Source organism: Paenibacillus antarcticus (genome assembly GCF_001637225.1).
GTDB classification, from domain to species: domain Bacteria; phylum Bacillota; class Bacilli; order Paenibacillales; family Paenibacillaceae; genus Paenibacillus_AQ; species Paenibacillus_AQ antarcticus.
In genome coordinates this window covers 499,794-519,601 of sequence record NZ_LVJI01000001.1, presented here as the reverse complement: position 1 = coordinate 519,601, position 19,808 = coordinate 499,794, and the positions used below count along the sequence as shown (strand labels likewise).

Annotated in this window: 16 protein-coding genes; 13 read left to right on the top strand and 3 right to left on the bottom strand. The window is 39.4% G+C overall.

The window, feature by feature from the left end; genetic code table 11:
* Positions 1-76: 76 nt before the first annotated feature.
* On the bottom strand, positions 77-1,048 hold the full coding sequence (locus PBAT_RS02600) for a D-2-hydroxyacid dehydrogenase (protein ID WP_068646231.1): 972 nt from the start codon (positions 1,046-1,048) through the stop codon (positions 77-79).
* Between the two features lie 400 nt (positions 1,049-1,448).
* Between PBAT_RS02600 and thpR the strand changes: the two genes are divergently transcribed.
* Complete coding sequence (thpR, locus tag PBAT_RS02595; protein ID WP_068646229.1) at positions 1,449-2,030, top strand: RNA 2',3'-cyclic phosphodiesterase; 582 nt, start codon at positions 1,449-1,451, stop codon at positions 2,028-2,030.
* 91 nt (positions 2,031-2,121) lie between these two features.
* Positions 2,122-2,910 carry a cell wall hydrolase gene (locus tag PBAT_RS02590; protein ID WP_068646227.1) on the top strand — a complete coding sequence of 263 codons (789 nt, stop codon included), beginning with the start codon at positions 2,122-2,124 and terminating at the stop codon, positions 2,908-2,910.
* Positions 2,911-3,052: 142 nt separating this feature from the next.
* On the opposite strand, the gene PBAT_RS02585 is transcribed toward PBAT_RS02590, so the two are convergent.
* Positions 3,053-4,213, bottom strand: coding sequence for an MGDG synthase family glycosyltransferase (locus PBAT_RS02585; RefSeq protein WP_068646225.1), 1,161 nt, complete (start codon positions 4,211-4,213; stop codon positions 3,053-3,055).
* 318 nt (positions 4,214-4,531) lie between these two features.
* On the opposite strand from PBAT_RS02585, the gene PBAT_RS02580 reads away from it, so the two are divergent.
* The 4 genes from PBAT_RS02580 to PBAT_RS25135 all read left to right on the top strand — a co-directional run bounded on the left by PBAT_RS02580 (position 4,532) and on the right by PBAT_RS25135 (position 12,977).
* A complete protein-coding gene (locus tag PBAT_RS02580; RefSeq protein WP_068646223.1) occupies positions 4,532-5,125 on the top strand; it encodes a TetR/AcrR family transcriptional regulator in 594 nt (197 codons plus the stop codon).
* Positions 5,126-5,267: 142 nt separating this feature from the next.
* On the top strand, positions 5,268-7,610 hold the full coding sequence (locus PBAT_RS02575; RefSeq protein ID WP_068646221.1) for a YhgE/Pip domain-containing protein: 2,343 nt from the start codon (positions 5,268-5,270) through the stop codon (positions 7,608-7,610).
* A gap of 368 nt (positions 7,611-7,978) precedes the next feature.
* Positions 7,979-12,577, top strand: a complete 4,599-nt coding sequence (gene gltB, locus PBAT_RS02570) for a glutamate synthase large subunit (RefSeq protein WP_068646219.1) — start codon at positions 7,979-7,981, stop codon at positions 12,575-12,577.
* Positions 12,578-12,830: 253 nt separating this feature from the next.
* Positions 12,831-12,977 (top strand): hypothetical protein, encoded by a 147-nt coding sequence (locus PBAT_RS25135; RefSeq protein ID WP_157091297.1) that lies wholly within the window; start codon positions 12,831-12,833, stop codon positions 12,975-12,977.
* 84 nt (positions 12,978-13,061) lie between these two features.
* Here PBAT_RS25135 and PBAT_RS02565 read toward each other — a convergent pair whose 3' ends face one another.
* Complete coding sequence (locus PBAT_RS02565; protein WP_068646217.1) at positions 13,062-13,430, bottom strand: helix-turn-helix domain-containing protein; 369 nt, start codon at positions 13,428-13,430, stop codon at positions 13,062-13,064.
* Between the two features lie 203 nt (positions 13,431-13,633).
* Here PBAT_RS02565 and PBAT_RS02560 point away from each other — a divergent pair, with 203 nt between their 5' ends.
* The 7 genes from PBAT_RS02560 (at position 13,634) to PBAT_RS02530 (ending at position 19,424) form a co-directional block, all read left to right on the top strand.
* Positions 13,634-14,038, top strand: coding sequence for a hypothetical protein (locus tag PBAT_RS02560; RefSeq protein ID WP_068646215.1), 405 nt, complete (start codon positions 13,634-13,636; stop codon positions 14,036-14,038).
* A 529-nt stretch (positions 14,039-14,567) separates the two neighbouring features.
* Positions 14,568-15,266, top strand: a complete 699-nt coding sequence (locus tag PBAT_RS02555) for a sugar transferase (RefSeq protein WP_084402775.1) — start codon at positions 14,568-14,570, stop codon at positions 15,264-15,266.
* A 67-nt stretch (positions 15,267-15,333) separates the two neighbouring features.
* Entirely contained in the window at positions 15,334-16,497 is a 1,164-nt protein-coding gene (locus PBAT_RS02550; protein ID WP_068646213.1) for a DUF1972 domain-containing protein, read from the top strand.
* Positions 16,498-16,696: 199 nt separating this feature from the next.
* Positions 16,697-17,449 (top strand): sugar phosphate nucleotidyltransferase, encoded by a 753-nt coding sequence (locus PBAT_RS02545; protein ID WP_068646211.1) that lies wholly within the window; start codon positions 16,697-16,699, stop codon positions 17,447-17,449.
* Between the two features lie 54 nt (positions 17,450-17,503).
* Positions 17,504-17,752, top strand: a complete 249-nt coding sequence (locus PBAT_RS02540; RefSeq protein ID WP_068646208.1) for a hypothetical protein — start codon at positions 17,504-17,506, stop codon at positions 17,750-17,752.
* A 166-nt stretch (positions 17,753-17,918) separates the two neighbouring features.
* Positions 17,919-18,887, top strand: a complete 969-nt coding sequence (locus tag PBAT_RS02535) for an LCP family glycopolymer transferase (RefSeq protein ID WP_068646206.1) — start codon at positions 17,919-17,921, stop codon at positions 18,885-18,887.
* Positions 18,888-18,941: 54 nt separating this feature from the next.
* Positions 18,942-19,424 carry a DUF1854 domain-containing protein gene (locus PBAT_RS02530; RefSeq protein ID WP_068646204.1) on the top strand — a complete coding sequence of 161 codons (483 nt, stop codon included), beginning with the start codon at positions 18,942-18,944 and terminating at the stop codon, positions 19,422-19,424.
* Positions 19,425-19,808: the final 384 nt, after the last annotated feature.

The window sequence follows — 19,808 nt, the reverse complement described above, 5'->3', positions numbered from 1 at the left end:
TAGAAATTTTTCGTTAAATCATATATTTAGAGCCGAGGGGAGCCATCTCCCTTCGGCTCTTCTCATATTTCAGCTCTTAGTATTTCAAATTATAATTGACTAGATTTCGTGGGAGAACTTGTCCTTCTATATAAGCCTTTAAATTATCTATAAAAATATCAATGACACGTTTATTGTAATGTTCGGTGCTTCCCGAAATATGCGAAGTCATAATGACTTGTTTCATGTTCCACAGTGGATGATCTGTTGGTAAAGGTTCTTCTTCAAATACATCCAGACCTGCGTAACGAATAATGCCAATCTCCAATGCTTCCAATAGAGCATCAGTAATCACGGTAGGACCGCGTCCTACATTAATGAAGCAAGAACCTGGTTTGATACTATTAAAGGCCGCTGTATCGAACATGTGATAAGTCTCTTCGGTAAGAGGCAGAATATTAACAATGTAATCACTTTGGGATAATGCATGGTGTAAATGTTCCATGGTATACATCGTATCAACGTTCGAATCAGACTTGCCAGAACGTCTTACGCCAACAATATTCATACCAAATGCTTTGGCAATTCTTGCCGTCTCACTACCAATTTCGCCAACACCGACAATAACGATGGTTTTACCTCGTAATTCTGTCAATATGGCGGATCCATCTGGGCCCACATTGGGATCCCAACGATTCGCTTGTTGATTCTGAATCGATTGTTGGATACCACGGGAGAAGGCAAGTATCATGGCGAAGATGGATTCAGAAATAGGGACAGCATGCACACCACTGGAAGTCGTCAATAAGGTACCTTGTTCTGAGAACTGATTCAAAGGCATTTTATCTACACCAGCAGACCAAGATTGAATCCACTTTAATGGACTGTCCTTACGGATAACATGTTGTTCTATGACTTTAGACCATCCTATCAATATTTCTGCTTTTCTGAGAAGTTCTGGATCCAAATCTTTGCTTTTCCCTACCGTAATCGTGTACCCCGGAGCAATCTCTTGGATTGCGTTAAGTTGCTGAGGTGATAATTGATGTAGACTGATGATTTGATGCATGATTTCAACCTCCTATGATAGATCGTGAACTCTGTATGAAAATCATAACAGATTGAACCATATATATCATATCATCTGGGATATTTCAGGATATATATAGGATTTAATGGGAAAAAATCATCGTAAAAAGCTGAAAAAATAATAAATAAAAAAATATGATCTGACCAATATATTCTAAAAGGTTACATTTAATTGGGTATTTATTAAAAAATACGAACACTCTGAAGCCTTGGTTCTACTGGATTTGACTGAGAATTGTAATATTTTGGAGAGGTAATTGTGGTGTGAGTAAGAGGGGGTTTTTAGTGGCATCGCGTAGATACACGGGTTGAGCATTAGAACTGAAACAGTTATAATTACAAATGTTAGTTATCTTATGTCAGGCATAGGAGCCTAAAATATGAGAACACATCCAACAAATACTGGTTCGCAAAGATTGTTTGTAGCTGTAAGAGTAACAGAGGAACTGCGATGGATGTTAGAGGAACAGTGCACCCTTTGGAAGGAGCATCTTCCTTTCCGTAAATGGGTATTTCCTGCAGACTATCATATTACACTACAATTTCTCGGAGATGTAGAGTCCAAGAGGATTCCAGATCTATGTGAGTCGTTACGGCATAGTGCATCGCAAGCTTCACCCTTTACATTAGGCATTGGATCTTGGTCCACCTTTGGCTTAGCGGAATCACCAAGAGTGTTGTGGGCAAGTGTCACAGGTAGCCTAGAGCGGCTTGAACATCTTCAACAATCAGTAACTAATTCTACAGAATTATTAGGATTTCATAAAGAAACACGTGAGTACCGGCCCCATATCACTTTGGCACGTAAATACGAAGGTGAATCTACTTTTCAGGGACAAGCATTATTGTCGTCTATACCGTCCTTGGAGTCATTACCTTGGTATATCAGTGAATTTGTACTATTCTCCACGAAGATGGGTTCTCAACCTATGTATGAAGTCGTGGACAAATTTTCCTTTTGAATATAATGTTTCGAAAATAGTTAGAACGGGTATTTAAAACCTATATTTTCGGTTACATTTTAGGGAAGTGCCGGAATTTTGGGAGGTAAATATGAATTTAATTAGACAAAACCGCTGGGTTGCACTCTTGATTGGTGTTATTCTAGTGTGTTTCTCTGCGATATGTCTGCTGTTGCAGATAGAAGAAAAGCAAGATATAGGGAAATTGTACAAGCCTGTTGTTATCAAAGGAACAGATATTCATAGATCTAATCCTTTGCTAATGTCCGTTATAGAAAATCAGGAATCATTTCACGTATTGAAAGACAATCAACAATTGTTTATGAAGCAAAAAGAAGTGGCGACCACTTCAGGGAAATCAACCGACAGTAAGAAACTGACAACGGAAAAAGTTGAGCAAGTGAACAAATCGACCGAGGTTAACTCTCGGCTCAACCCCCCAAAAGCATTATTCTTTACTCGGACCCAGACGTTAAGTCAGAATGAGAAAGATCTTTCGACTTGGCAATACGCTGTAACGGATAAAGAACTGCTCCTGCTCCGTAAAATCGTGATGGCAGAAGCAGAAGGTGAACCGTACCAAGGCAAAGTGGCAGTTGCCAATGTTGTCTTAAACCGGCTGCGGTCAGCCAACTTCCCAAATACTATTTATAAAGTAATTTATCAGAAATATCAGTTCAGTCCTGTAGCTAACGGGCGATTTGATCGTGTTCAACCTAATGAGGATACGATTCATGCGGTTAATGAGGCTCTAAATGGACTTAAGGAAGTTAGTGATGATACGTATTATTTCCTATCTTTAAAGCTGGCTGATGATTTAACAGTGCACAACACGCGTACATTTAGTAAAAGGATCGGCAATCATTCCTTCTATAAGTAGTCCTGTTTAATCTCTAGATCTTGTTGTGTATCTACGAAGATGTATTTCCTTATGTCCTGATATGGTCATATTCGTTGAATTAAGGATGTCATCACCAAAAACAACTCCCCTGTTGTTATAGTGGGGAGTTGTTTGGTGTATCCTAAGGGTTGTTTACTGTCGTCCAAGCGGTTGGGGTATGGGATTGCTCTATAACCATATTTAAGACGGTCTGAGCGCAGTATGCGGGCTGTAGGTACGGTTCGATACGTTTAGGTTGTTGTCTGCGGGCTTCGAACTGTTCATAGTGGTCCGTTATTAAGTGAAACCACTTTTCAATAACATCTGGCGAATGAATCGTTTCTGCAAACCCTTGATTTACAAAAAAGCGACTATTTTGCTCTTCTTGTCCTGGGATAGCTTCATGGAATAACATTGGAATTCCTTTAGCGAGACCTTCTGTACAAGTCATACCACCCGGTTTCGTAATCAATAGATCTGATACATCCATGAGCTTATAAATCTGATCTGTATATCCAAGAATTGTGATATTCGGGTGGTCGTACATCGAATTCTCTTCCATTTTTTCTTGAAGTTTCATGTTGCTACCCGTGCAAAAAATGAGCTGGACTCGGTCTGCCCATGAAGTTAACTGCCGCAGTAACTCAGGTTTAAGCGTTAGACCCCAGCCTCCACTCATGATGAGTACGGTGGGCATACTTTTTAGCTTCAATTCTTTACGAAGTTGGTTTTTATCACCTATCTTCCAGAAATCGGGATGGACAGGTATACCTGTTGTCTGGATTTTGTCGGGTTGTACACCACGTTCAATCAGCAGGTTCTTGACCTTCGGTGAGGATGCTAAGTAGTGACTCACTTCTGGACTGATCCATGCTCCGTGAACATCATAATCTGTGATAAGTGTAATAAGTGGAACATCAATCCCCTGTTTTTTTAATCTCGCAATGACATTGTTTGGAATAGGGTGTGTACATATAATCACGTCTGGTTTAAGTTGTGAAATGACTTGAGCAGCATGTGTATAGAAAATACGATGAAGAGCAAGTTGAGTGAGCTTATTCAACGATTTGTCATATTTATTTCGGTAGAACATGCCTATGATGGCTGGCGATGTATTTATCGTTTTACGATACGCAGATAGTATCCAAGGCCCAATGGTTGGATTTAAGAAATTGCCAAGCTCGATAACTCTGCATTGTAAATGTGGATGAAGCATCTTCATTCCGTTGGCCAAGGCATGAGCAGCTTGCGTATGTCCTGTTCCGAATCCTTCCGATAACAGTAATACTCTCTTTTTTCTCATGAGATCACCTATTTCTTTATCGTTCTATAACTTACACTTACAATAAATGGGGCATTGTTATGTAATTATGTATTTATTATAAGTCAGATGCAAACTTTTCTAAATAGACTGTAGGAGGTTTTTCTTCCTAGACTTTGGACGGGGATAGATTTATTGAATATATATGGACAAGAGTATGGAAATATTTATAAATAATTAATTATGAAATTGATGTTGATATTTAAATATGAGCATGTTAGAATGATTCATGACCGAGTGACCGTTAGTGAAAAGTGGTCACTTTAGAAGAACAACATCATAATAGAAGGAGGCGAGATAATGGCTGTGACGGATCGGCGTAAGCAAGTGTTAACTTCTGCGGCCCAGTCCTTTGCAACATTTGGATACAAAGCAACAACCATGGATCAAGTAGCAAAGATTGCAAATGTAGGTAAGGGAACGATCTACACGTTCTTTGCGAATAAGGAAGAACTCTTTGATGAAATTCTCTATGGAGCCATCTTAGATATGAAGAAGATTTCAGATCGGGAAATCAGTAGAGACAAGGATTTTTTTGATAACCTTTATAGAGTGCTTGATCGTTTACTTGAGTTTCGTAGAGAACATGAGCTATTCATTAAGTTATCGCATGAGGTGCGGGACTTTGGAACGCCACAAGCGCTTGAAGCGCTCGATAAAGTAGAGAATGTCATATTGGAGTATATGGAGCGGGAATTAAAGCTTGCGTTGGATAATAAGGAAATAAAACCTTGTGATCCAAAAATTGTAGCGAATGTCATATTAAGATTGTACATTACATTAACTACAGAATCTAGAAAGTCTTCTGAGCCCTTAAATAAGGAACAGATTAAGCATTACTTTCGCTTGTTTCTCTCAGAAGGGTTGGCAGAAGTGAGAAATGTAAATGTATAATTAGAAACGAACTTCCTGTGGAAGCGGTGCGTAGAAATTAGTGGGGCATCGAATTCGTAGAGAAGTTTTTCTACGCTCTAAAATGACCGAATGAGGAAAGCAGTCATATTGTATTAGTTAAATTTAAGGAGAGAAAATGATTATGAAGTCAGTATCTGTATTCTTGAAAGATGCGGGATCGGCCATCAAAAACCGTAAATTATTGGTGAGCATGATTGCTATTCTGTTTATTCCTGTAATGTATAGCGGCATGTTCTTAGGGGCCTTCTGGGATCCCTATGGCAAGATGGCAGATCTGCCAGTAGCTGTAGTTAACACGGATCTAGGTGCTGATTATGAAGGTGTGTCACTTCATGCCGGTGATGATCTAATGAAGGAACTGGAAACGACGGACGGTTTCAAATGGGAATTCGTGACGATGAAAGAAGCAGAAGCTGGAATGAGCGATAATAAGTATTATATGACTATTCTCATTCCAGAGGATTTCTCTTCTAAAGCTACTACGTTATTGAATGAGACACCAGAACCTGCTGAAATCATCTTTAAGCCTAATGAAGGATATAACTTCTTGGCAGGACAAATTGGTGGTACTGCAGTTGAACGGATCAGAGCACAAGTATCTGCGAAAGTGACTCAAGTATATACGGAGACATTATTTGATCAGATCAAAACGGTTTCTACTGGCTTTAAAGAAGCCGGTGATGGTGCTAGTGAGATTAATGAAGGTGCAAGCAAATTGGATGATGGAGCCACTTTGCTAAAAGATAATTTAGTTAAGTTGGTTGACGGATCCATAAAGTTACAAGATGGTATTAAGCCTCTTACCCAAGGTGTAAATGATCTTGGTGTAGGTGCGACACAACTGAAGGAAGGTTCCTCAACACTTGCAGGTGGACTTACGCAACTACAAGCAGCTCAGAAACAGTTGGAGACGGGCGCTGTACAAGCTCAACAGGGGACTACTCAATTGCAAGCGGGTCTAGCATCTTCCGAACAGGGGAGTGCTAAAATTGTAGCAGGTCTACAATCATCTGTAGATGGATCTAAACAATTGGAAACTGGACTTCAATCTACTGTAGATGGATCAGCGAAATTGGAAAGTGGGCTTGAGTCTTCCGTTGAGGGAAGTACTAAGCTAGAACAAGGTATAAAGGATGCTGCTACGGGTAGTAAGCAAGTAGCGACAGGAGCAGCGGGAGTAGCACAAGGATTGAAGCAATTAGCAGCATCTAACCCTGAACTAGCTGCAAACGTTGATGTTCAGAAATTGTTAGCAGCGAGCCAAGAAGTTGCTCAAGGTAGTGAAAAGGTAAGTCAAGGCCAGGAACAATTATTGCAGGGTGCTACGCAATTGAACCAAGGGCAAACACAATTGGCCCAAGGTGCTACACAGCTTCATCAAGGGGCACAGAAACTTCATGGTGGTGCAAGTGCTTTGAGTGAAGGTGCACAACAATTGTTACAAGGTAGTACCGAGTTACATGCGGGACAAGAGAAATTGGTTCAAGGTGTTACACAATTAGAATCAGGGCAAACAAAATTGGCTGATGGTCTTAAATTGTTTGGTAGCAAGATGGGTGATGCTGTAACCGGAAGTCAACAATTGGCAGGCGGAGCTGAGAAGATCGCTTCAGGATCAGAACAGTTATCTGGCGGTATGAGTCAATTAGGCGGCGGTGTGGGGACTATTACTGATGGTTCTAAGAAGTTAACTGATGGAGCTGGGGAATTAGAAAATGGTCTAGTGAAGTTGAAAGACGGTTCTAATGAACTTGCTTCTAAATTAAATGAAGCAGCGGGTACAACTGGAGAAGTAAAAGGAACTGAAGCGACGTATAATATGTTTGCTGAGCCAGTAACCGTTCAAGAAGAAAAAGTAAGCAAGGTACCTAACTACGGTACAGGATTCGCGCCGTACTTCTTATCGTTAGGATTGTTTGTAGGTGCACTTATCTCAACCATTGTATTACCAAGCAGAGATTCTAGCGTACCAAATGCTTCAGGATTCAATAAATTTGTAAGTCGCACATTTGCATTCTGTAGCATAGGAATTATTCAATCTATTCTTGCAGCAGTAGTGATGTTGTATGGATTAGGTCTGGAAGTTCAAAGTGTGCCACTGTTCTTCTTATTTACCTTACTCACAAGCTTTACGTTCATGTTCTTAGTGCAGACGTTTGTAACATGGTTCGATCAACCAGGACGATTCATGGTTATTGTAATTCTTATTCTACAACTTACAACAAGTGCTGGGACATTCCCTAAAGAATTGATTCCAGGTTGGTTGCAAGTGTTCAATCCATGGTTCCCTATGACGTATAGCGTAGAAGGATACAAAGCAGTTATTTCTACGGGTAATTTCGGCGCTATGTGGTCTGACGTAGGTATTCTGGCTATATTTGCAGGGGTCTTCCTCTTAGCCACATTCATATACTTCATACGTCAACCTAAGAACATTATTCAAGAACAATCCCTAAACGTGTAATGTAGGGCATATGATAAAAGGAATGGTCCCAAAAGTCAGAAATTTGACCTTTGGGATCAGGTCCTTTTTTTTGTTTTCTATAATAATCGAAAGAAAAATTCTATCGCTGTTCTACTTGATAATCTATTGAATATTGAATCTATTTTATGCATAATTATTAAAAAATAGGCTTCCGTGCGTTAAAGCATTCATGTAAAACAATTCTTATCACTATTATAAAAAAGTTTAAATGGTACAGAGGGTTGGCTTGATGATAAAATAACATAACCAATTTAGTACGTTCAGAAGTTTGATGTATATTCCATGTTTAAAGAAGATTGATTTCGTTTATTTGTGAATTCAAATGATATATAGAAAGGTTGCGAACGATGAGACATACAGCGCTCCCGCCGAAACAGGGACTCTACGATCCACAACATGAAAAAGATGCATGTGGAATGGGATTTGTAGCTAATATTAAGGGGAAAGCCTCTCACGAAATTGTAAGTCAAGCTTTGACTATGCTAGTTAACATGGAACATCGTGGTGGACAGGGAAGTGAACCGAACTCAGGTGATGGTGCCGGTATCATGGTACAAATTCCACATCGTTTTTTCGAGGCGGAAGCAACAAAATTAGGATTTAGTCTTCCGGGTCCAGGACATTATGGTGTAGGGATGATCTTTCTCTCCCAAGATCCGTTGATCCGTGAAGCTCATGAGAATAAACTAAAAGCTATTATAGCTGAGGAAGGTCAGACTTTTCTAGGATTTCGTGACGTTCCCACAGTAGACGATACACTTGGTAAGTCGGCTAAGGATGCTAAACCCTTTGTACGTCAGGTGTTTATTGGTCGTAATCGTGCATTGCAAGATGAAATGGCGTTTGAACGGAAGTTGTATGTGATTGGTAGACGGATTGAATTAGCTACCCGTTATAGTGGTAATGAAGAAGACGAAAGCTTCTATTTAACCAGTATTTCTTGCCGTAAAATTGTATATAAGGGTATGTTAACGACGATTCAAGTAGGTCAGTTCTACGTTGATCTACAGAATGAATTGTTTGAATCTGCTATCGGCCTGATCCATTCTCGATTCAGCACGAATACGTTTCCGAGTTGGGAACGCGCCCATCCCTATCGTTATATGATTCATAACGGAGAGATTAATACACTTCGTGGTAATGTGAATTGGATGCATGCACGTCAGTCTCTTTTTGCAAGCGAAGTGTTCGGTGATGATCTGGAGAAAGTGAAGCCTGTTATCAATCCCGATGGTTCAGATACAGCGATGTTTGACAATACGTTTGAGTTCTTATATTTGAGTGGACGTTCGTTACCACATGTAGCGATGATGATGGTTCCTGAACCTTGGAATAACCACGAGACGATGGATGATACAAGAAAGGCTTTCTATGAATATCATAGTACGCTTATGGAGCCTTGGGATGGACCAGCAGCCATGGGATTCTCCGATGGTATACAGATTGGTGCCATGCTTGATCGGAATGGACTACGCCCAGCCCGTTATTATGTAACGAAGAATGATCTAATCGTATTATCTTCTGAAGCAGGCGTATTGGATATTCCAGCTGAAGATATCCTCTACAAAGATCGGTTACGTCCAGGACGTATGTTATTGGTAGATACGAAGCAAGGCAGAATCATTTCTGATGAGGAAGTGAAAGCTGAAATTGCCGCTGAGAAGCCTTATCGTGCGTGGTTGGATGAGCATTTGATTAATCTGGATGAGTTACCAGATGCACCAGAGCTTCCGAATCCTAAGCATGATAATGTTCAACAATTACAGCAGTCGTTTGGTTATACTTTTGAAGAGCTTCGTAAAGTTCTGGAACCCATGGCTTCCACAGGGGCTGAAGCAATTGCATCGATGGGTTACGATGCTCCTTTGGCTGTATTCTCAGAACGCCCTCAACGTCTGTATAATTATTTCAAACAAATGTTCGCGCAAGTAACCAATCCTCCTATTGATGCGATTCGTGAGGAGATCATTACGTCTACTGGAACAACGATTGGACCAGAACGTAATATGTTGCATCCAGAACCGGAAAGTTGTCGCCAGATTCGTCTAGATACACCGGTATTATCGAATGAAGACTTCGGTAAAATCCGTCATGTGCATCGTCCAGGGTTCAAATCCATGACCATCCCAACGCTATTTGCTGCTGCTGATGGAGCAGAAGGTATGCGTGAAGCATTAGAGGTACTCTGCAAAGCGGCTGATCGTGTTATTGATAAGGGTCATAATATTCTTATTCTTTCTGACCGAGGTGTCGACAAAGATAATGCAGCACTTCCCGCACTCCTTGCGGTATCTTGTCTACATCATCATTTGATCCGTCAGGGTACTCGGACGATGGTTAGTATTCTATTGGAATCGGGTGAACCTCGTGAAGTACATCATTACGCTCTTCTATTAGGATACGGTGTAAGTGCAGTAAATCCATATCTTGCATTTGAGAGCTTGGATGATATGATCGGCCAAGGGATGTTACGTGGTATTTCACATGAGAAAGCTGTGAAGAATTATATTAAAGCTGCGACGAAAAGCGTAGTTAAAGTATTATCTAAAATGGGTATCTCAACGATTCAATCATATCGCGGTGCACAGATTTTTGAAGCCGTTGGATTGAATTCGGATTTTGTAGATAAGTACTTTACACGTACACCTTCACGGATCGAGGGTATCGGTCTAGAAGAGGTAGCTAAAGAGACACTAATCCATCATAATCGTGCATTTACGGATAAGGATGGAAATGATAAAGAACTGGATTCTGGTGGGGAATATCAATGGCGTAAAGATGGGGAGGAGCATCTCTTCAACCCTCAAACCATACATTTGCTACAACAATCGGTTCGTACAAATGATTACGGTCTTTATAAAAAATATGCGAGCCTCGTTCAAGGTGAGAATGAACAACGTATGACCATTCGTTCACTGCTCGAATTGAAGCCAGTAGGTGATGCAATATCTATTGATGAAGTTGAATCTGTAGAATCTATCATGAAACGGTTCAAGACAGGGGCAATGTCATTCGGTTCAATTAGTAAAGAGGCGCATGAAAGTTTAGCCATTGGGATGAATCGTATCGGTGGAAAGAGTAACACGGGAGAAGGCGGAGAGGATCCGGCTCGATATATTCCAGATGCCAATGGAGATTCTCGTCGTAGTGCTATTAAACAGGTTGCTTCAGGGCGATTTGGCGTAACGTCGAATTATCTAGTTAATGCAGATGAGATTCAGATCAAGATGGCTCAAGGAGCTAAGCCGGGAGAAGGCGGGCAGCTTCCAGGTCGTAAGGTATATCCTTGGGTAGCAGAAGTTCGTGGATCTACACCAGGTGTAGGCCTGATTTCTCCACCACCCCATCATGATATTTATTCGATCGAAGATTTAGCGGAATTGATCTATGATCTTAAGAACGCTAATCCACGTGCGAGTATTAACGTGAAATTAGTATCTGAAGTTGGTGTCGGAACGATTGCTGCAGGTGTGGCTAAAGGACGTGCGGACATTATCCTTGTAAGTGGATATGATGGCGGGACAGGTGCATCACCACAAGGTTCCATCCGTCATGCTGGACTTCCATGGGAGCTTGGGCTTGCAGAGACACATCAGACACTCATTCTAAATAATTTGCGTGATCGTGTTGTTCTTGAAACAGATGGTAAAATGCTGAATGGACGTGATTTAGCTGTTGCTGTGTTATTAGGGGCAGAAGAATACGGATTCGCTACTGCACCACTAGTCGCTCTTGGATGTATTATGATGCGTGTATGTCAAATGGATACGTGTCCGGTAGGGGTCGCTACTCAGAACCCAGAGTTACGTAAGAATTTCACGGGAGATCCAGCACATGTAGTTAACTTTATGACATTTGTTGCTCAAGATTTACGTGAGATCATGGCTGGTCTTGGTTTCCGTACCATTCAAGAAATGGTAGGCCGTACAGATTGTCTGGATGAAATTAAGGCAGTGGGTCATTGGAAGAAGGAAGGAATCGACTTGTCTGTTCTACTTCATTCACCTACCCTTCCTGAAGGTAGCACCCGATTCAATAGTAAACAGCAGAATCATGGCTTAGATGAAACACTAGATATTCAGCAGTTGTTAGATCTTGCAGCACCAGCCTTAGAGAATGGAACGGCTGTACAAGGTGTTCTTCCGATTACGAATGTTAACCGCGCTGTTGGAACGATACTTGGAAGTGAAATTACACGTAAATATGGAGCTGTTGGTCTGCCGAATGATACCATTCAATTTACCTTCCTAGGAACAGCAGGTCAAAGTTTTGGTGCATTTGTACCGAAGGGAGTAACCTTGACTGTAGAAGGTGACTCAAATGATTACGTTGGTAAAGGTCTCTCTGGAGGTAAATTGATTGTGAAGCCTTCACCGAAGTCTACTTTTAAAGCGGAAGAGAATATTATTATTGGTAACACAGCATTTTATGGTGGAACTAGTGGTGAAGCCTATATCCGTGGGATTGCGGGTGAACGATTCGCTGTTCGTAATTCTGGAGTCAATGTGGTCGTAGAGGGTGTAGGCGATCATGGTTGTGAGTATATGACGGGTGGACGTGTCGTTGTACTTGGTGAGACTGGACGTAACTTTGCAGCAGGGATGTCAGGTGGTATTGCTTATGTCTACGACCATGACGGTACCTTTATTGATCGATGTAATCTAGAAATGGTATTACTTGAACGGGTAGAAAATGCAACAGAAGTGGAAGAGTTACGCGGGATGATTCTCAATCATGCTTCCTATACGCAAAGTACCAAAGGACAATGGGTATTAGATCATTGGACAGAGAGTCTGGGTAGGTTCGTACGCGTTATTCCGAAAGATTATAAAAAGATGACGCAGCAGATTGAGAAGGTTCATGCGAGTGGATTGACGGGAGAAGTTGCGCTTCTAGCAGCATTCGAAGCGAATATGCGTGAACTTGCACGTTCTGGTGGTAACTAAATTCAACAAGCTATAGATGAATTGTCACGACATGAAAATGTATACCGGATCTAGAATAAAACTTATTTACTGGGCATGGTTTGAGAGCCCTGTAAGTAAGTTTTTTTTCGACAAAATAAGAACTCTATTATTTTATAAAAATAACACAAGACGACAACATAAAAAAAAAGGTTAATATATAATACTAATTAAGTAGTGAATTGGCTGTGCGGGCTGGATACTAACAATGAAAAATAGAGTGAGGTTATCTTTAATGAAGGAAACAAGAGAGGTAGGAACCGAAGTAGGATCCAACCGTGAGCTACCTAAGAAGGTACGTGTAGACATTCTTAACATTATGAAACAATGTGGTATTCCTCCTGAAAAATGGAAAGACTACATAGGCGCACAGCATAAGTGACGGATTTATTCAAAAAATAAAATCAAAAAAGCCTTAGTACCCAAAGAAATCAATTTGGGTACTAAGGCTTTTTTGATTAGGAACTTATTTCATATTCCGTTCCATACGAATAAAAGCAATAAAGCGTTTAGCTTCTTCCTCCGAAATACTACGCCCATCAATCGTAAGATTAAATCTTTCCAAAAGCTTATCATCAGATAGCTCCAAATCATCTACGAAATGCCTTACGTCGTCATCCATTACGACTTCAGAATGGGTGGTTCGGCCAATCAGGTAATCAATAGACACACCGAACACATCAGCGAGTTTGGTTAATATCTCGAAATCGGGCTTACGCCGATTTTTCTCGTAATGGGAAAGGGAAGCTCTCGTAATACCAATAGATTGTGCTACCTCTTCTTGTGTCAATCCTCTTCCCTCACGTAATTCCGCTATGCGATTCTGGTGATTCATGAATTTCCCTCCTGTTGGCGATCTTATCTAGTTCTTTCAATGGTCTAATGAAATTGGAAGCAAAAAAGAAACAGTTAATTTAAGTCTTGACACGATACAATATGTATCGTAAATTAGAACCAAGAGATACATATTGTATCATTAGTATATTACCCCAATTCATTATCTTTAAACATCACAAACTATTAAAAAGGAATGAAGTTATGAATTCCAATGTCAATGATTGGGCCAATCTTACTCTAAAAGCACATATTTATATTAGAGAAGTGAGAGGCAATAAGGTGAACAGCAAAAGACGTCCGATATTCTTAATGGAGTTAGGTAACAACTCATTATGTTTCTTAAGTGATCTAGATTTACCGATGATAAACAATGTCGTCTTTGGATTTGATATTGAGGATTCCAGTTCTAAAGTTAAGCTCTCTGGAAAAATAGAAGCTAAAGGATTATATGAAAATATGTTTCAATATCGAGTTAAATTACCTGATATTAAAGAGCATAAGTTATATAATATGAGTCTTTTAAAAAAAATGTTAATAAATTTAAATTATTTCTTAATCACAAAAAACAAACACGGCATACATAGGAATATCAACTTATCTATATGAAAAGTAAGAATTTAAATACAGCTAATTTTATTTTACTATAAATTGTCACATTGTGCATTAGGACAATAAACCCAAAAATTACATAAATTTTAAATGGATGAGGTCTGTTGTGGAGATTCGAAAATATATAGGAGGACCGACGAATGGAATTAAAGGAATATGTAGTTATCATTCGGAAGAAATTGTGGCGAATCATGACCCATGCTTAAATTCCTACACTGGCTATGACTACTAGAATAAGGAAGGATGACGTTAAAGCTAAAAAGAAATTCCTTATTACTATGGGGAGTAATAAATAGCAGCGTTGTAGTGTAATTATAGGTAATGCCTACTATACCTCTATCAATGTAGGTACTCGGTCATACTGTGGGTCCCCGGACCTTAGATGTGAATCATCAAGGGTGTGGAGTGAGGATGGGTTGAATGCCCACCTTTACATATTGAAGGTAAGATTTGTGAGGGTTTACTTTCATATAAACCAATACAACTCATGCCTTCAAATAAATAAAATGGATAGAGGAGAGTATAAATGATTCCAACATCTCAAAACAATGAAGGTAAAATACTCCTTGAAAAAAAAGTGGTTTATCCACATGTCGTACCTAATCATTCTCGATCGGCTAAATCGTATTTATTCGTAAAGAGAATTATGGATGTGATGGGAGCAATATTTGGACTACTCCTATTGTCTCCATTGTTTGCTATTGTTGCATTGCTTATCAAATTAGAGGATCCAAGGGGTCCTGTGTTCTTTCATCAAATCAGAGTAGGTAAGAACGAAAAGAATTTTCATATGTTCAAATTCAGGTCGATGGTCTCAAATGCTGAAGAGTTGCTTGAAGAGTTACTCGATCAGAACGAGGTTAGTGGTGCGATGTTTAAGATGAAGAATGATCCCCGTATCACTAGAATAGGGAAGTTTATCCGAAAAACAAGTGTGGATGAATTACCTCAATTATGGAACGTAATACGTGGAGATATGAGCCTGGTGGGACCTAGACCACCACTTGTGAGAGAAGTTGCAGATTATTCCTCATATGATAAACAAAGGCTTCGCGTAACACCAGGTTGTACAGGTCTTTGGCAGGTGAGCGGAAGAAATAATGTTGGATTTGAGAGGATGGTAGAACTAGATATTCGATATATAGATCGAAGAAGTATTACATATGATCTCAGAATTATTTTCAAAACCATACGAATGCTATTTGGAGATAAAGACGCATTCTAAAGAACGTTCAAAGGAGCAGAACCTAGAGCCTGTATGTAAAAAAAGTTAAGTTGAAAGGAGTGCGAATATGAAAGCAAAGGTCGCTTTTTGCGGTACGAGGGGAATACCTGCTGCATATGGAGGATTTGAGACAGCTGTTGATGAGATTAGCTTAAGACTCGTTCAAGAGGGTCTCGATTGCCATGTGTTTGGACGATCTGACATAGAGGGTGAATGTGATTCAGTTGATGCTAGGAGAATTATCAATGTAAAAGGAAGCTCATCAAGAACATTGGATACTTTTGTCTCATCCATAAATACGGGGAAATACCTATTTAAACATCGAAAGGAATATGATTTCGTGTTTTGGTTTAATAATGCTAATTTACCTGGCATTTTACTTACTCGATTGGCTGGAATTCCGATGGCTGTAAATACAGACGGGTTAGAATGGAGAAGAATGAAATGGTCATGGCCGTTCAAATTATATTATTTTTTGTCTTCATTACTCATATGTATGTTTTGCAAAAAGCTAATTTCAGATTCTGTTGCCATTCAAGACTATTACAAATCTATCTTTTTTAGAAAAACACAATTCATTCCATATGGAGTTCCCGTCATTTCGGCAATGAAGGAAGAGAACGAAATAGATATTTTGAGAAAGTATGACCTAAGCAAAGAGAAATACTTCATTCAAATTACTAGATTTGAACTCGACAATCTCCCTCTAAAGATCATAGAAGGTTTCATTAAATCTAAGTTATACGAAGAAGGATATCAATTCATATTAGTTGGGTATAGAGATTCAACGACGTATTCCGAATTGCTGAGATCTCATGATGGAAAGAATGGTATTCGTATTCTGCCAGCTAATTATAATCAAGAAGAACTTGCGGTGTTGAGATCGAATGCTGAATGCTATCTCCATGGGAATTCCGTTGGAGGAACAAACCCTGCTTTATTAGAGGCAATGGGCTCTTGCAAGAGAGTAATGGCTATTGATGGTCCATTTAGTAAAGAGGTGTTAGGTGAATATGGACAACTGTTTACCATAGAACGACTAGCTGAACAATTTAGACAAGTTATTAGCATGGAAGATCAAGGGCTAGGAATGAAAGATCGGTTGTATAGTAACTATCAATGGGACGCAGTTGCAAGATCTTACAGGGAGTTAATGACTTCTAAATCGATAAGTTATCGCAATCAAGTAGAGAGAAATGCGGAAATAGAATTTTCGTCTAACTCAATTTGATAGTAAGGAAGTGTATTATGATCGATGTAATCGTTCCTATATATAAGGGGATAGAAGAAATAAGAAGATAAAATCCAATTAGTGAAATATGGTGTTCAAGAGTGAATTCCATATTAGGACATGTGTATTAAAAGTATGTGAATTGTACGTCCGAAAACATTCAGATTTCAGTAAATATAATAATTAGAGGAGTGAAGCAATGAAAGGAATCATTTTAGCAGGCGGTACTGGTTCAAGGCTCTATCCATTAACGAAGGTGACGAACAAGCACTTACTTCCCGTAGGTAAATATCCGATGATTTACCATTCCATTTATAAACTAAGAGAAGCTGATATTAACGACATCCTCATTGTCACGGGACGTGACCATATGGGAGATGTCGTTAATTTGTTAGGGAGTGGATATGAATTCGGAGTCAACTTTACGTACAAAGTTCAGGATCAGGCTGGAGGGATTGCCCAAGCCTTAGGGTTAGCAGAAGACTTTGCACAAGGACAGACAATGACGGTTATTTTAGGTGATAACATATTCTCTGATTCGTTAACCTCTTATGTGAATAATTTCAGAAGACAGAATAAAGGGGCGAAAATTCTTCTGCAAGAGGTAGCCGATCCAGAGCGCTACGGTGTGGCTGAATTGGAAGGTAGGAATATCACATCCATTGAAGAAAAACCTAAGATGCCGAAGAGTTCATACGCTGTCACAGGTATATATATGTACGATTCTGAAGTATTCAATATTATTAGAAACTTGAAGCCGTCAGGAAGAGGGGAATTGGAGATAACAGATGTTAATAATGCCTATATCTCTCAAGGACTGTTGACGTATGATATTTTATCCGGATGGTGGACAGATGCCGGTACTCACGAGTCATTAGCTTATTCGAATGAATTGGTCCGTGATCAGGAGTTTGATATGAGTTTTGGTAAAAGGGCTGCTTTCGTACACTAGACAACACATAAATCTCATATTAGGCCATGGTAAGAGAATAAGGGATGAACGAATGTGAGGATAAATAAAACGATATATATTTCCGTTAGACAATCACAAGCAGCTATAGCGCTTATCGGAGTGAGACCAACGTATCCATCTAAGAAATATGGTTACATTATCCCTGAATTATACATAGAGGACGGTTGCCCGGTAGATTATTCTGAAATTAAACAATTTCTTGCGAAACCACACGAAGCAGCAGCAGTAATGATGAAGACTAGCTTTAATTATCAAGTGATAGAGAAAGTAGAGCATTGGTAGTTACGCCATGTGATGGGAGATGAAAGGACCTATGGAGGCGGAATACGCGCTTACGGATGAGATGAGATCTCTTATTCTTAGGTGATCCAAAAATATTGGAGGAATGGACAATCGATCGATGTATGAAGAGTTCGATTTGACTATATGAACTAAAGGGGTACACCGAATGAGACGATGGGTAAAAGTAGCATTAATTGCCGTATCCTTAAGTAGCTTCCTTATAGTGGGCTATGGAATATATTTGTATACATCTGTGAAATCGACTGCTAAAGCAATCTATGAACCAAGAGAAGCAGTTAAAGCTGTAGCGATTACGCAAGATCCATTGGAAGCGACTAAACCAGAATTATCTAGCACAGAACTCAATAGTGATAGATCTGTGCAAATGGATGAACGAGACCCATTTACTGTGCTTGTCATGGGCGTAGATCAACGAGAGAACGATGTTGGTCGATCAGACTCTATGATTATGTTGAGCGTGAACCCATCCAAGGAATCTATTCTTATGTTCAATATTCCAAGGGATACTCGAACGGAGATTATAGGGCATGGAACGATAGATAAAATTAATCACGCCTATGCTTTTGGTGGAGTTAATATGTCCATTCAAACAGTAGAGAATCTCTTGCAAGTTCCCATTAACTATTACATCAAAGTAAACATGGAGGGGTTTAGTCAAATTATAGATTTATTAGGTGGAGTGGAGCTTGAGAATCCATTTTCTTTTCAATATGAAGGTTATGATTTCAAAGAAGGACATTTGAAGCTGAACGGCACTGCAGCTCTTGCCTATTCTCGTATGCGTTATGATGACCCTCGAGGAGACTTTGGACGTAACGCTAGACAACGCGAGGTATTGAAACAGACGATGAAGAATGCTCTACAGGTCTCTAATATCCTTCATGTTCAATCCATGCTTACTGAAGTGGGAAACAATGTGAAAACAGATATTACCTTTAATGAAATGAAGAAGTTTATAACGGATTATCGCACTGATCTGGATACGATTGAAAGCTTGGAGTTCAATGGGCAAGGTAAGAGAATAAATGGAATTTATTATTACATTATAAATAATGAAGAGAAGGAACGAATTCATCATTTAATAAAAGAACACCAGCAAAAGGCAAGAAATTAATGAGTAATTTCTATCTCATTATTAAATGAAGAGCCAAGGGAGGTAGAAGGACATATGGTACAATTGTTGAGAAACTCCGATAACGTACTTGAAGCTTACGATGATGGAAAAAAGCATAAGGACGTCAGACTGATTCGATTATTTCCATTGACCATGCCCGAACAATATATTTCAGTTCGCTCGGACACAGATGAGGAGCTCATAATGATTGCAGATCTCTCATTGTTAGAAGGTGAAAGTAGAAGGGTAGCAGAGCAGGAACTCCAACGGTATTATATGACTCCTACCATTAAAAGGATAATTTCTTTAGATCAGATTGGATGCGAGTGGTTATGGGTAGTAGATAGTAGTAATGGCATAATGAATTTTAGAACGAGTGAGAAATATGAAAGTGTACATCCGCTGAGCTTAGTTAGCTGGATTCTAAGCGATATTGAAGGACGGAGGTTTATCATTTCCAATATTCATGAACTGGACGAAAGTAGTATGAAGCAATGGGAGAAACTTAATAACCATTATTTTCTTGATAAGATATGAACAAATAACAGAGAATCCTATCCTGTTCAAATTAAGGGAATTCTTGACATTGCAATAAATGTCGAGTACATTACTGTTAACGATACATAGTGTATCTTTTTTTGAGGTGAATGATTATATTTTGTCGAATAACATGATGATTCCTGTGAGGGGTAGGTTTTTTCGTATGATTGAGCAATTTCAATTCTATTGTGTTTACTGTGAGCAGATTGTAGATGGGAATCAGGAAAGTGCCATTTTCAAAACTTGTTTTTACAGATATAACACATCTATGGGGTATTGTAAGGCATGTGTGTTAACTCAAAATGAATTATATGTAGATTCTCATATTGTGGAGCAGATACTCTGAACATTGTTTAATGTATACTTAGAATTGAAATATGC

Coding starts and splice junctions, on each gene's coding strand:
- PBAT_RS02600 (WP_068646231.1), bottom strand. CDS start 1,048: ATGCATCAAATCATCAGTCTACATCAATTATCACCTCAGCAACTTAAC.
- thpR (WP_068646229.1), top strand. CDS start 1,449: ATGAGAACACATCCAACAAATACTGGTTCGCAAAGATTGTTTGTAGCT.
- PBAT_RS02590 (WP_068646227.1), top strand. CDS start 2,122: ATGAATTTAATTAGACAAAACCGCTGGGTTGCACTCTTGATTGGTGTT.
- PBAT_RS02585 (WP_068646225.1), bottom strand. CDS start 4,213: ATGAGAAAAAAGAGAGTATTACTGTTATCGGAAGGATTCGGAACAGGA.
- PBAT_RS02580 (WP_068646223.1), top strand. CDS start 4,532: ATGGCTGTGACGGATCGGCGTAAGCAAGTGTTAACTTCTGCGGCCCAG.
- PBAT_RS02575 (WP_068646221.1), top strand. CDS start 5,268: ATGAAGTCAGTATCTGTATTCTTGAAAGATGCGGGATCGGCCATCAAA.
- gltB (WP_068646219.1), top strand. CDS start 7,979: ATGAGACATACAGCGCTCCCGCCGAAACAGGGACTCTACGATCCACAA.
- PBAT_RS25135 (WP_157091297.1), top strand. CDS start 12,831: ATGAAGGAAACAAGAGAGGTAGGAACCGAAGTAGGATCCAACCGTGAG.
- PBAT_RS02565 (WP_068646217.1), bottom strand. CDS start 13,430: ATGAATCACCAGAATCGCATAGCGGAATTACGTGAGGGAAGAGGATTG.
- PBAT_RS02560 (WP_068646215.1), top strand. CDS start 13,634: ATGAATTCCAATGTCAATGATTGGGCCAATCTTACTCTAAAAGCACAT.
- PBAT_RS02555 (WP_084402775.1), top strand. CDS start 14,568: ATGATTCCAACATCTCAAAACAATGAAGGTAAAATACTCCTTGAAAAA.
- PBAT_RS02550 (WP_068646213.1), top strand. CDS start 15,334: ATGAAAGCAAAGGTCGCTTTTTGCGGTACGAGGGGAATACCTGCTGCA.
- PBAT_RS02545 (WP_068646211.1), top strand. CDS start 16,697: ATGAAAGGAATCATTTTAGCAGGCGGTACTGGTTCAAGGCTCTATCCA.
- PBAT_RS02535 (WP_068646206.1), top strand. CDS start 17,919: ATGAGACGATGGGTAAAAGTAGCATTAATTGCCGTATCCTTAAGTAGC.
- PBAT_RS02530 (WP_068646204.1), top strand. CDS start 18,942: ATGGTACAATTGTTGAGAAACTCCGATAACGTACTTGAAGCTTACGAT.